This is a genomic window from uncultured Campylobacter sp., from assembly GCF_938017705.1.
Taxonomy (GTDB): Bacteria; Campylobacterota; Campylobacteria; order Campylobacterales; family Campylobacteraceae; genus Campylobacter_B.
Genome location: NZ_CALIIS010000213.1, coordinates 1 through 13,496, shown reverse-complemented (window position 1 = coordinate 13,496; position 13,496 = coordinate 1). Strand labels below are relative to the sequence as shown.

Annotated in this window: 9 protein-coding genes and 1 pseudogene; 4 read left to right on the top strand and 6 right to left on the bottom strand. The window is 43.5% G+C overall.

Going from position 1 to position 13,496, the window contains the following annotated elements; all coding sequences use genetic code 11:
• On the top strand, nt 1-2,624 hold a 2,624-nt coding region (locus tag Q0605_RS09830), incomplete at its 5' end, for an autotransporter outer membrane beta-barrel domain-containing protein (RefSeq protein ID WP_298706608.1).
• A 389-nt stretch (nt 2,625-3,013) separates the two neighbouring features.
• Here the strand turns inward: Q0605_RS09830 and Q0605_RS09825 are convergent.
• The 6 genes and pseudogenes from Q0605_RS09825 to Q0605_RS09800 form a co-directional block, all read right to left on the bottom strand.
• A pseudogene (locus tag Q0605_RS09825) lies at nt 3,014-3,430 on the bottom strand (ABC transporter permease subunit); the annotation flags it as partial.
• Between the two features lie 101 nt (nt 3,431-3,531).
• Nucleotides 3,532-4,044 (bottom strand): pyridoxamine 5'-phosphate oxidase family protein, encoded by a 513-nt coding sequence (locus tag Q0605_RS09820; RefSeq protein ID WP_298706606.1) that lies wholly within the window; start codon nt 4,042-4,044, stop codon nt 3,532-3,534.
• A complete protein-coding gene (gene ftsZ, locus Q0605_RS09815; RefSeq protein ID WP_040303139.1) occupies nt 4,045-5,205 on the bottom strand; it encodes a cell division protein FtsZ in 1,161 nt (386 codons plus the stop codon).
• Between the two features lie 22 nt (nt 5,206-5,227).
• Complete coding sequence (ftsA, locus tag Q0605_RS09810; RefSeq protein WP_298706604.1) at nt 5,228-6,595, bottom strand: cell division protein FtsA; 1,368 nt, start codon at nt 6,593-6,595, stop codon at nt 5,228-5,230.
• The gene (locus Q0605_RS09805) at nt 6,588-8,045 is read right to left on the bottom strand and encodes a peptidylprolyl isomerase (protein WP_298706602.1); all 1,458 of its coding nucleotides are present in this window, start codon (nt 8,043-8,045) and stop codon (nt 6,588-6,590) included. Before Q0605_RS09805 ends, ftsA begins: the two co-directional genes overlap by 8 nt.
• A 132-nt stretch (nt 8,046-8,177) precedes the next feature.
• Nucleotides 8,178-8,738, bottom strand: a complete 561-nt coding sequence (locus tag Q0605_RS09800) for a class II aldolase and adducin N-terminal domain-containing protein (protein WP_295152874.1) — start codon at nt 8,736-8,738, stop codon at nt 8,178-8,180.
• 64 nt (nt 8,739-8,802) lie between these two features.
• Here Q0605_RS09800 and rsmH point away from each other — a divergent pair, with 64 nt between their 5' ends.
• From rsmH to Q0605_RS09785, 3 genes are all read left to right on the top strand, one after another.
• Nucleotides 8,803-9,738, top strand: a complete 936-nt coding sequence (gene rsmH, locus Q0605_RS09795; RefSeq protein WP_298706600.1) for a 16S rRNA (cytosine(1402)-N(4))-methyltransferase RsmH — start codon at nt 8,803-8,805, stop codon at nt 9,736-9,738.
• A gap of 1,115 nt (nt 9,739-10,853) precedes the next feature.
• Nucleotides 10,854-11,666 (top strand): hypothetical protein, encoded by an 813-nt coding sequence (locus Q0605_RS09790; RefSeq protein ID WP_298706598.1) that lies wholly within the window; start codon nt 10,854-10,856, stop codon nt 11,664-11,666.
• Nucleotides 11,656-12,726 (top strand): DNA recombination protein RmuC, encoded by a 1,071-nt coding sequence (locus tag Q0605_RS09785; RefSeq protein WP_298706596.1) that lies wholly within the window; start codon nt 11,656-11,658, stop codon nt 12,724-12,726. Before Q0605_RS09790 ends, Q0605_RS09785 begins: the two co-directional genes overlap by 11 nt.
• The last annotated feature ends 770 nt before the right edge of the window (nt 12,727-13,496 follow it).

Sequence of the window (13,496 nt, the reverse complement as noted above, 5' to 3'; positions counted from 1 at the left end):
TAGTACCGGGCACTATCGAAGCTAAAAATATCGTGGGCGTTGGCAAGTTAAATTTCAATATGCCTAATAGTTACAACGGCGATCCGGCTCTTAAACTAACTGGCAATACCCCTACAAATCTAATCGGTACCGACGTTAAGATAAATAATGCTCAAAAAGATAAAGACTATACCCTAATTAAAGGCAATGCTGCTATAAATTTCCAAGATAAAACCACTCAAAAAGAGCAAGTCTATAACATTATAGACAACGCTCACTATCAATATGACGGCGAGACATTTAGAAAGCAAAATAACAATAAAGAGCTTATCTATAGAGAAGGCACCATTACCGATGCTTGGAACGACAACGACTTTGATAGCAACGAGCTAACTAAGAACAAAGCAGATAATGCAGCTCAAGGCGGAACGCCTCTATTTGATAATAAAGGCAACACCGTAAATATCGTATCTACTGCAGGCGATCTAAGCACTAAATCCGTTTACGGCGGTGCGACACTAAGCGGCAGCACGGATGACGTATTTAATAACACCGTAAACATTAATGGTGCTGATACTAAAGAGATTTTTGCCGGTGCTTCTAAAGGTAGCGGTAGGGTTTACGACAACGTAGTAAATTTCAATGCAGGAAGCGTAGTAAATGCTATTAGCGGCTCAGACGATGCGTCTAACGCAAGAGGCAATAATAGCGGCAACACTCTTAATGTGAATAACGCTCACACTCAAAAAACCGCAGGCGATATTAAGAATTTCAATGCTCTTAACTTCGACGGAGTTACCGCAGCTACTAACGGAAGCGCTGCAACCGCTGCTTTAAATTTAACTACTAATGCCGATACAGACATTAATAACGCTAAATTTAAACTAAACGGCGAAGAGTATGACGTAGATAAAGATACCTACGGCTCACTTAATATCGAAGAGGGTAAAGAGTATCACCTTATCCGCAATGGGGGCAATACCTTTACAGGCTTCACCGAAAAGGCTAAGCAAACGACCAGTGAGTTTACGCTTAAAAACTCTACCACCTACGATATAATGCTAAAAGGCTTAATTAAGAGCAGCGACGATCAATCTATCTTGATTCAAGGGAGCAAGCTTACGTCTAGAAATATCACCGGCGGCGAGTTCGGAAACGATGAGATTAATAGATACAATCCGATCCCAAACCCTGTAATAAACGTAGTTAATGAAGATCCAAACAGTCCTACGAATTTCAACGGATTAAATATCAACGGCGGCAACAACTCTACCGTAAATTTAACCGGCGGCAATAATATCGGAGATATTACCGGCGGAGCTGGAAGCACTCTAAATGTAGGTAAAGATACTACCAATCCGGCAGCTCCTAATTCGATCACCGCTAAGAATATCGGAGGGTTTGACGATATCAATATCTTTATGCCACCTACCGTTAAAGACGGCGATTCGATGATTAAGCTTACCGATCCTACAGCCAATACCGATCTAAGCAATATGAGAGGCAAGATCACCGCTTACATTAGTGGCAATACCGATGTAGGAGATACCAGCACGATCCATCTGATAGATAAGCAAGGAAGCGGACGATTACTACTTCCTGATCCTTCGCATCTACAAACCAGAGTTCAACAAGGAGCTACCATAGAGTATGAGACCTACGGTATGGTAGATGCAAACGGAAGAGCTTTAGATCTTAGATTTAGCGGTAAAAGAAGGGTAAAAGACGATACCAAATCCTTCGCCGAAACCAGAGCCGCAAGCTTAGCCAGCTTAAAGAGCGGAAGCGAGTTAATTACCAACTACCTAGATAAGCTAATACCGGATGGGCATTTAGAGCTATTTCCTTTTGCTATAAGCGAAGCTTATGATCTAAGGTACGAGACGGGCTCGCACGTAAATTCCAAAGGCTATGGAGTAGCAGCAGGCCTTGCCAGCTTAACTGAGAATTTCGCAGGAGAGATACTAAGCGGAGTATTCGTAGAATATGGAAGAGCAAACTACGATAGCTACTTAGATAATGGCCTACATGCAGACGGTATAAGCGAATATATAGGCGGAGGCTTGATGCTAAAGCAAAACTTTACTAGCGGCACCTACCTTGATGCAAGCTTTCACGTAGGTAAGATAAGCAGCGACTACAATAGTAACGACTGGACCTATGCTATAGCTCCTGGAGTATTAGCTCATAATGAGAAGTTTGATATCAGCTCAACCTATATGGCTACTCATATAGGAATAGGTCAGATCTTTGATCTAAGCCAAAGTAACAAGCTAGACGTTTATACTAAATGGCTATATGCTTACACAGACGATGCAGATGCTACTATAAGCTCTGGCGAGAGATATCACTTTGATAGCGTTACATCTAATAGGCTAAGAGCTGGTCTTAGAGATACTATAAATCTTAAAGACGAGCATAACCTATATGTAGGAGGCGCTTATGAGTATGAGTTTAGCGGGGATGCTAAAGCATCTACTATGGGACTTGACGCTCCTAAGCCTAGCCTAAAAGGCTCAACCGGAGTATTTGAAGCGGGCTATAAGTATGAGAGCAAAAACCTTATCCTTAGCCTAGGCGGCAAGGGCTACGTAGGTAAAACAAGAGGTGGTGCTATCAATGCAGGGTTTGAGATTATGTTTTAAATTTTAATAGATGCGTAAGCCCTAGCTTGCACATCTATAAAATTTCAGATCCTATACTTAATTTCAGGGGCGGGAGATTTCTCGCCCCTTTTTAAATTTAGACGCTACGCACTAGATAAATTCCACGGCTTCGCTCTTATGCAGATAGTTATTTTAATTAAACGCGCCGTATCCGCCCGCATAAAATTTTACCGAAAGCGGTGCCAATGCAATTCCAAAATTCTACGCTTTTTTAAAATTCTATCCCTTCTATGCCGCTTTAAAATTCTACGCTTTCTACTCCGCTTTAAAATTTTGCGATACGAAATTTTTTCAATTTAAAATTTACGGTGAAAGCAGAGCAATCGGAATTCCGTAAGCAAAAAATTCCGCCGCAACCGCCAGCGCTCTTACTTTTTCGTAATTTTATAAAGTAAATTTCCTATGCTTTGTATGATCTGCACGAGTACGATCAGGATCACGACGGTGTATGCCATTATATCGGGGCGAAAGCGCTGAAAGCCGTAGCGGATCGCCACGTCGCCGAGCCCACCACCGCCGACAGTGCCAGCCATCGCCGTAAATCCGATGATGACAATGAGCGTGAGCGTAATTGCGCCGATGATGCTAGGTAGCGCCTCGACGAACATTACTCGAAAGATTATCTGCGTCTTGCTCGCGCCGAAGCTCTTCGCCGCCTCGATCACGCCGCTATCTACCTCCAGCAGCGCGCTTTCGATGAGCCGCGCGATAAAGGGCGCCGAGCCGATAGTAAGCGGGACGATCGCCGCGGTGGTACCGATGCTCGTGCCGACAAGGAGCTTCGTAATTTGGCGATACGAAATTCCAGATTAAAATCTCTCTAGCATTCAAACTTGAAATTTTAAAAAATCAAACAATTTAAAATTTAAACTTCTGAAATTTAATGCTATAAAATTTTAGCCTTTGCGGTTACGGATTTCATTTTGAGTTCGTAAATTTTCGTGCGCTTTAATAATGCTCTGGAGGCGAACTCCACGCGCGACATGTAGTTTGGGGTGTATTTTTCGCATAGTATCCGCAGGGCGTAAATTTTACGCTCGTCATCTTCTACTTCGCTTGCTTCGCAAACGGCGATTGCGCTGCGGTACTCCGTCGTATAAACTTTCGATCCTAGCGCTTCTGCATTATTTGCGATAGATCGGTATTCTTCATCGCTTGGGGTAGGAACGCGGTTATAGCTAACAAAAACCGCCGTTACCGCGCGTCCGTTTTGAAAGAGTTTCGCCTTTGTGCCGGCAGGTGCGCCATGGATATAAATAGCGTCTGCATCGCGCACCGGCGAGATAGGCACGCTAAAAATTTCGCCGCTCTCGTCTATGCAGCTAAGCGTAGCGTATTCGCTCTCGTCGATGATTTTTAACGCCTCATCTTCGCTTAGCTGCCTATCTCGTCTGCGCATTTAGTCCATCTGGTTGCGTAGGAATGCGGGCTCGTCGAGCTCGTCGTAGGTTTCGTCCCCGTTAAAATCGCCGCTACTTACCTTCTGTCTAGAAAAGATAGAATTTCGACCCATGCTCTCTAAAAGCGCCTTCCTGCGATCCGCTACGTTATCGCTGGCGACCTGCTTTTTTTCCTCGATGCTCCTTTCAAAGCCGGTGGCGATGAGAGTAACTTCGACGCGGTTATTTTCCATCTTAGGATCGGTGGTGGTACCCCAAGTAACATCGGCATCCTTATCCACGGTATCTTCGATGATATTCATAGCAGATTCGATCTCAAGCAAGGAGCAATCAGGCGACATCTTAAAATGCACTAGCACGCCCATAGCGCCGTGGATAGAGGTATTATCCAAAAGCGGAGATTGAATCGCGCTTTTTAGAGCTTCTTCTGCTGCGCCATCACCTTCGCTAACGCCGATACCCATAAGCGCCAAACCGCGGTGAGTCATTACCTTTTTAACGTCGGCATAATCGACGTTGATATCGCTATCGCCGGACTCTAAGATCACGGAGATCATACCGTTTACGGCTTGGAATAGGACATTATCTACGATCTTAAAGGCATCTTTTAGGCCGGTTTTTTTATCGATGATCTTCAATAAATTTTGATTTGGGATAACGATTATGGAATCGCACTCTTTTTTAAGCTCTTCAAGACCCTCTTGTGCTAATCGCATACGTTTTTTACCCTCAAAACCGAAAGGGGTAGTAACGACGCCGATGGTTAGCGCTTTTTTCTCTTTCGCAGCTTTTGCAACGATAGGTGCAGCGCCCGTACCAGTACCGCCGCCTAGACCGGAGCCCACGAAAACGATGTCGGAGTAGTCCAAGCGATCCTTAAGATCGTCGTAGTTCTCCTCTGCAGCCATTTTAGCAAGCGCTGGATCCATACCGCAGCCAAGGCCCTTGGTGGTGTTTTCGCCTAGTAAAATTCTAGTATTTGCGATCGATTTTTCTAACGCCTGCGCGTCGGTGTTAGCCACCATAAGCTCAACGTCGGTTTTGGTAAAACCCTCGCGAATCATATGATTGATCATATTGCATCCGCCGCCGCCGACGCCGATAACCTTCATCTTGGCACCGTAGATGCCCTTTCTTTCTTCCATGCTGTATCCTTTCACGAGTATCTCCTTAGCTTAAAATTTAAAACCAATTTTTCATAGACGACCAAATTTTACTGAAAAAATTCTGTCCGTCTTTTTTGGGAAGTTGGATATTTAGATCCTCCTTCTTAGCCGCACCGCTATCCGCTCTGATGCCCTCTTTTTCTATCGCCTTACTGACCTCTTTTTCATAATATTCGTTCACATTTCGTTTCGGAGCCTTGTTTATAACTTCGTCTTTGTAGCGGAGTTTGCCGTTAGAGTCCATCTCGTAAGGGGTGAATTCGCCGAAACCATACATGCAAAGTCCTAGTGCGCAAGAATTTGAAATATCATCGGCGATCTCGTGCAAGCCGCCCACACTCTTTGCTCTTGCGACCCTAACGGAAGTGTTATCAAAAACTATCGCCGCTAAATCGCGCACATCGTCTAGCTTCGCCATACCGCCCGTGATTACGATACCTGCGCCTATGCGGTCTTTATAACCGCTTCTTTCGATCTTATCGGCTATCATATCGAAGGTCTCTTTAACGCGAGCGAGGATGACCTGAGAGATGATCTCAAGGCTTATGATGTGGTTTTCTGACTCGCTATCTCCTAAAGCAGGCAGCTCGACTTCGCTATTGCCTTGATTAATTAGATCGTTGTAGGTGATCTTTATGTTTTCCGCATATGGAAGCGGCGTGTGCAGAGCGCGCGATAGATCGTTAGTAACGTTATTAGAGCCGAACATCACAACATCGTTATAACGCAAGGAATTCCCTAGGTGGATGACTATATCGCACGTAGTGCCGCCCATATCGATCAGCACGACGCCGAGTTCTTTTTCGTCTTTACTGAGCGTGGATATGGATGATGCGTAGCCCGAAAGGACGATGTTATCGACCTTTACGCCCGCCATCTCTACGGATTTTTTCAAATTTTTAATCGAGCTTTCAGGGGCGATAACGATATGCGTGGATACCTCTAAGCGAGTTCCGCTCATACCGAGAGGGTCTTCGATGTGTTCCTGCTCATCAACCCTAAAATCATACGGAAGCACATGTAAAATCACGCTATCGCTAGGCACGTTAGCCTGAGCTTCGGCAACCTGCATGGCACGCTTTATTTCATCCAACCCGATCTCATTTTCCATGGTTATTACACCGCGAGATTTAACGCTTTTGGCGTATGAGCCCGAGATAGATATAATGGCTTTATCGTAGCTTCTGCCAGCTCCTTTTACTGCTGCTTTCACCGCCTGTTTTATTGATCCCGCGGCTTGCTCTATGTTTGTTATAACACCCTTTTTGATACCTAAAGTATCGGCTCCGCCAACGCCTAAGACCGTAAAAATGCCATCATTTTTAGCGATTATCGCGCGAATTTTAGTTGAGCCTATATCTAGACCTAAAATATACTCACTCACTGTCTTTACCTTTAAAATATCTTTCGGTTTTATAGCGCTTTTCTAGTATTTTGGTTAGATCGTCTTGCAGATTGGAATTTAATAACGCAGTTATCCTATCGGCGACGATCGCTCTTTCTTTATCTATCTCTTCGCTGCTACCTAAGCTCTGCTGTGAAATTTTATACACTACGGCTTTGTTGTCAAATACCACTATCCCTTCTTTGGCAGGCTTATTAAACATATCGATAAGAAATTTATAAAATTCGTCATCGCTTAGCTTGGTATTGTTTTTACTATTTAGAGATAAGGTGCCGAAATCTTCGCCTTTGAAATTTTTGAGCGCATCTTGAGCTCTTTTTTCAAGTAGCTCTTTACGTTTCTTCGCTTCAAATTCTTTAGAAGCCAAAGACTTAGCCTCTTCAAAGCTCATCTGCCTAGGCTGCTCTACACCGTTTAGTTTAGCAATCAAATATCCGCCTTTGTACTCGAAAGGCTTGATGACATCTCCTGGCTTTGCCACCTCAATCTCAGATATTGGAAAATTGCTAGCCGTAGCAACTATAGTTTCATTAGTATCGAGCTTGCCTTTTTTGATCTCCAGATAATCCTTTGTAGCGTCTTTTTTAACCTGATCCATGCGGTAATCTTTTAAGACATTAGGTTTGGCTTCTGCGAAATCCAATAATTTATCATCCAGGCTTCTATACTCGCCTCTGTGCTCTTCATAAAATTTACTTAGTTCGGTCTCATTCACATCGGCATTGCTAGGTGCCACAAAATATGCTCCTAGAGTATATTTTTTCTCGGTCATAAAGTGCGATTTCTCGCCTTCCCAAAATTTCTTTAGCTCGTCGTCGTTAAAAGTGACGTTAGCATCGGCGTAGATTATCTCTGCAGAAACCTTATCCTGCATCAGCTGCGATGCCGCAAATGCTTCTACGATCTTAGGGCTAGGCGTTATTTTTAGCGCTTTGCCGAGCTTTTCTAAAGTTAGGACCTTTTGTAGATTGCGCTCAAATTCCTTTTTAGTAAGTCCTGAATTCCTTACGACATTATCGTAAAGTTCCTTACTAAATGCGCCATTTTCTTGGAAATTCGGCGAGTTTAGCACAAATTCCGCTACATCTTTATCACTAGCCTGAACGCCTAAGTCTTTAGCAAAATTTAGAAAATACGCCTCACCGATTAGCTGATCTACTGCGATCTGATCTAGATGCATATTTTTGGCTTGTTCTTGAGTAAATTGCCCATCGCTCATAGCACTCAGCCTGTTGTATAGTTCGGAGTATTTTGTGTTTAGTTCTTGATTTGTTATGGAAATCTGCCCTACTCTAGCGATTGAGCCTGCGCGGTTAGCGTTCATATCATATGCGCCCCAGCCGACGAAGCCTGCGCCCACGAAGGCTATCGTGCTTATCCAGATCGTCGGTATAAGCGACTTCTTATGCTTTTGCATCCATTCTATCATCTAAATCCTTAAATAGCTAACTAAAGAAATTTTTTGTTAGTAATTATACAGATAAAACCTTATGTAAGGCTGAAAAATAGGCATTTTTGGCGAATTATAACGCGTTAGTAAATGATTTTGTATACATTAATCTTAGCTTAGCAAAAGTAGCTTTGAACTCATTTCTAAAATCGCTATTTTTTTCGCCATTTGCTGCGCGCTCCTTGCATGGGCAAAAACCCCATAGCCGCGAATCACCATTATATCGCTATTTTCATTTATCATATAGTTACAAATTTCATACGGCGCGCGCTCGTGCCAATCGTCGTAGTTCTTAGGATCGTAAATTTCAATGCGCTTAAATTTGCTCACCCCAAAGTAATCTCGTGGCAAAATAAAATCATGCTCCAGCGTATATGCGACAAGATATGGCGGTGTCGCGTAGGTTACGAATTTTGCCTCTTTTATATTTTTGTAGATATTTATATGTATATCGCTATCGATGCTAGCATCCTGCCAGCGGTAGTCTTTTTTTGAAAACAGCGTTATAAAATCATCCCTATCCAGGCTATCAAAAATCGCGTCTTTTTTGTTGATCAAAAATTGATTTTCTTTAATTTTTGCTGAAATCGAGCCGTGAAAGATCCCAAAAAGCCTATCTCTAAACATCGAAAGCGAAATTTTGCGCAAAATTTCATAATAATACTCGTCCATCTCTCGCCTTTGTAAAAAATTTCGCTATTATATAGGATTAGAAATTTCAAAAGGATAAATTTAAGTGCAAGCTCCACATATTCCGGTACTTTTTTCGCAAACGATCACCGCATTTTCGCAGATTGAGGACGGCTATGTTATCGACTGTACGTTAGGCTACGGAGGGCATAGCGAGGGCATTTTGACCGCTAATCCGCGCCTTAAGCTTATCGCTTGCGACAGAGATGCCGAAGCGATAGAATTTTCGCGCGAGCGGCTTGGTAAATTTAAAGATCGCATAGAAATCCACAAAGCAAAATTTAGCGAAATTTTAGAAATTCTGCCCGAGCAAAAGCTCCGCGCAGTTCGCGGAATATTAGCCGACATCGGCGTTTCGTCGCTTCAGCTAGATAAAAACTGCCGCGGCTTTTCCACTAAAAGCGACGCGCTGGATATGCGAATGGATGAGAGCGCAGCTCTAGATGCGGCGTATGTCGTAAACCACTACTCGCAAGCTGAACTCGCGCGCATTTTTCGCGAATACGGCGAGCTAACAAATGCTAACGCAATCGCCTCCAAAATAGCTACTGCGCGGGCTAACGCACCACTAACAAGCGCTAAAGCTTTGGCAAATTTAATCGGAACAAAGCCCGTTAAAGGGCGCAGCATCAGCACGGCTACGCTAGCATTTCAGGCGATCCGCATCGAGGTAAACGACGAGCTTGGCGAGCTAAAAAGTCTACTTGATCTCATCGAACAAAAATCGCGTGATTCAATTCTAACTAATGCAACTGTCGCTATAATCTCGTTTCATTCGCTTGAAGACCGCATAGTAAAGGAGCGATTTAAGGCGTGGGAGCGCGATTGCGTCTGCCCTAGCGAGTTTATGCGCTGCAAATGCGGCGGCGGGCATTCGTTAGGCAAAATCTTAACCAAAAGCCCTATAACGGCAGATGCGCAGGAACTCGCGCAAAACTCGCGAGCAGCGAGCGCGAAGCTTAGAATTTTCCGGCTAAAATAACCGCCTTTGCTTGCTATAAATTTTAAATTTTGACGAAATTTTGTAAAATTTATAGATTTGCAGGCATTAAATTTTAAAATTTTATGGAATTTTAAAATTCAGCTTTCAAAGATTCGCTTTAGAATTTATGATATTTTTCAGTGTTATTTCAAACGCGCAATGGTTAAATCATAAAAATTTAGCGAAAAATTTAACGTTTAATTTTACGCTAAATTTAATGTATAATTTTATGGGATTTATTGACTGCTGCATATTTTAAAAACTAAGTGGCAACATAGATATAAAACCGAGCAAAAGTTAAAATTTGGCGCCTAAAGCAAGCGGCATAATGCCAAATCTCGTTCTTTGCTTTAACGAAATTTTGTAAGCGAGCAGTAGTTTCATTGACCTTTTAGACGATAGAGCCTATCTTGCAAGTGATATCCTTCACTTAGCGTTTTAAGACGCATCGAAGACGCAGTAAAATTTTAAGCGGTTTTTCAGACGATTTGACAAAATTTTATAAGATAAGCCGAGTAAAGTGAACTTGATTTTTACCTGTCAAAATGAATTTCCCGAGCAGGCGGTGCAAAGGCGGCGAAAATAGACAAAGCCGTTAAATTCCGCTTGCCAATATAGAATTTTGCAGATAGATAGCGGATAAAGTAAATGAAATTTCGCCGTAAATGCGAAAACTATCAACGTAAAAATTTTAAACTAGACAGCGGGACTCAGCAGATAACTCTGCTGCTGATATAAATTTTGCAAGCCGGCAGCGTATAAAATGGGTAAAATCAGCATAATTCTGCTCGTTACGGCGGAATTGATCTTTACCTAAATTCCACGAGCCTGCCGCCGGTGCAAAGAGCGAGCAAAATTAACAAAAATAGCCCGCTAAATTAAAATTTTACTTTTGCAGACCGAGATAGAATTTGGCGAGTTAAGATAAAATTCCATTTACCGAGGTAAAATTGCAAAGAAGAATTTTGCTCGTAGCTTTGACTTTTAAATTTCATCTTAACGGCTCATTGCTGGGTACACGCGAGCTGCGGGCTTCGAGCTGAATTTATCTTGACGCAGGCGCTTTGGCGGCGAGTAAAGATAAGATCGTATTTTTAAATTTATGGAGATTTTAGATGAATAAATATGAATATTTTACCGACGATGATGACGGGCACGACTTCGCAGGAACATCTGATCTAGCGGGCATAGAGCTTGCGAAAAGACGAGCTATGGAGGATCTGACGGACGAGGAGCTAGAGGATAAGCTTGCCGCAGATCTTTCTGTAAAACGAAACTACGCGGGCGCAGCGGGCGGTTACGACGATTTTACCGGCTTGGAATTCGAAAGTTCAGGCTTTACAAATACCCAAAACTATCTAAATTCCGAAAGCGGCGGAACAAAATTTAATAAAAGCAACAAAGTAAAATTAAAAGGACGCGACGACGTAAATCTTTCAGTCACTCGCGGTAGTGAGAAATCCGCAACTGGAGCGAGCTACGGCGATTTTGTAGGTGCCAATTTTACCGGCAAGGTGGATTATGCGGCGTTTGTGAGTGCGAACTTTACAGGCACGCAAAATCAAAATTACGCAGATCTGGGCGCGCATGATTATGCAAGCCTTGCCGCAGGGCGCAGCTATGGCAGTTTTGCTGGCGCACAAGACGAGCTGCTACGCAACTACGATGCCGAGAAAAAAAAGGAGAAAAATCTCACGCTTTATCAGCTTTTAGTCGTTTATCTGCTGATCGGATTTGCGTTCTTGCTGACGGTGCCGGCGATTTATATCCGCAACGAAATTTATTACATCAGCCGCGACATCGCCGCGCTTCGCACCAAGCACGAGGTTTTGCTTGAGGAAAATCGCGCGCTTAACAACGGCATCGAATATCTACGCTATAAAAATGAAATTTTAGATCCGCAAAGCGTGCAAGAAAATGGGCGCTGATGGGATTTTGCTCGCGGCGTTTGCATTTTTTGCTGCACTAGTACTTGCCTTGCTGATCGCGCTCGTGCTGCAAAACCGCCGCATAAGCGATGCAAACTCTGCGCTTAGCGAGCTTTTAAGCGAAAGGCTCACGACTCAAAGTGCAAGAGCAAGTGCCGAGCTTTTTAAGCTAAATCAAAGCCTAAACGACGGCTTTAACGATAAGCTCTATTATCTTAATAGATCCCTAGGCGAGGGTTTGCAGCGCCAAAACAGCGCGCTTAGCGAGAATTTAAGCTCGCTAGATCGCGGCTTTAAGGACATAGCGGAAAATCTAGCGCGAATGAGCGAGCAAAATAAAACTTCGCTTCAAGTGCGTGACGAAATTGCAAGGCTAAACGCGATTTTAGGCAACGTCAAGCTGCGCGGCAACTTCGGTGAGTATCGATTAGAGAGAATTTTATCGATGATTTACGGGCAAAACGCTGCATTTTACGAGCTGCAAAAGCACCTACCAAACGGCAGGATTGCGGACTGCGCGCTACATATCGCAAAAGAAAAAATTCTTTGCATCGACTCAAAATTCCCACTTCAAAGCTATGAAAATATCATCGCTGCCTCCGCTTCAAACGACACTGCAGCGCTTGCTAGCGCGGATAAGCAACTCGCCGCCGATATGAAAAAGCATGCCGCAGATATCGCGGAAAAATACATCATACCGCCTCTTAGCACGGAGTTTGCGGTGCTATTTGTACCCAGCGAAGCAGTTTTTGTATATGTCTGCGAGAAGCTGCCGCAGGTGCTTGAATACTGCGCGCAAATCGGCATTTTTGTGGCATCGCCCACGACGCTGCTGGCGCTTTTAGGCACGATCCGCACCTTCATAAAAGACGAGGTGCTCGCGCAAAATATCAAATCGGTAAAAGATGAAATTTACGCGCTAAAATCGGACTTTGAGGCGCATGCTAAGTATGCGACGTCGCTTCAAACATACGCAGATAGGCTCGCCGCGCAAGCAGAGCTTTTAAACAAAAATGCAAAATCTCTAAAAGCCCGCTTTGAGCATTTTAGCGAGCTATAATGAGGCAAACCGTAGCGTACAATGCGGCTTGGAGTGCTTTAACAAGCTTATAACGTGACGAAATTTCGCAGGCAGGCGAGTGGCATTCAAATTAAATTTGCACTTCGCCTATTTTGCAGATAAAATTTCCATTTGAGGCAGATAGACGGAATTTAAAACTCAGCTTAATGGATTTGTTACTCGAGCGAGCAGAATTCAAAGGCTGTCTGATGCGCATAAAATTTGATCGGCTAAATTTCATGGGCGCGCGAGCAAATTCAATCCGCTTAAGCATTAAACGCACACCCTCGTCACGATGCAGCAAGATCAATCGATACGCTTTTCGCCCAAGAAATTCAGCGCTGCTATACCGAAACAAAATTTGACGCCGCATTATTGCGTACGTAATTTGCGGTTGCAGGCAAAATTCTACATTTCAGAGGCAGAATTCATGATTCATGAGCTAAATTTCATATTTTGACGAAACTCTAAAAAGCGGCTTACGGGTTACTATGAATTTCAAATAGCAGCGCTGCGAGCAGGATTAGCCGTTTAGCGCTGAGAAATTTATGGGCGTTGCGCGAATATAATTTCATATTTTGACAAAATTTAAAAAACTATCTGCAAGCACGCAAAATTAATCTGCAATCCCGAAAGCTCATAAATTTGTATTTTACGGCGACACAAAACCTCGCGCATTAAAGCGTAGCCAAGATAAACATCGCGCTAATACGCGGTGGTGCTTTGGACGGTTGGTGCGAGCGTAAAGCAAAAACCGCGGCTACTTGCAA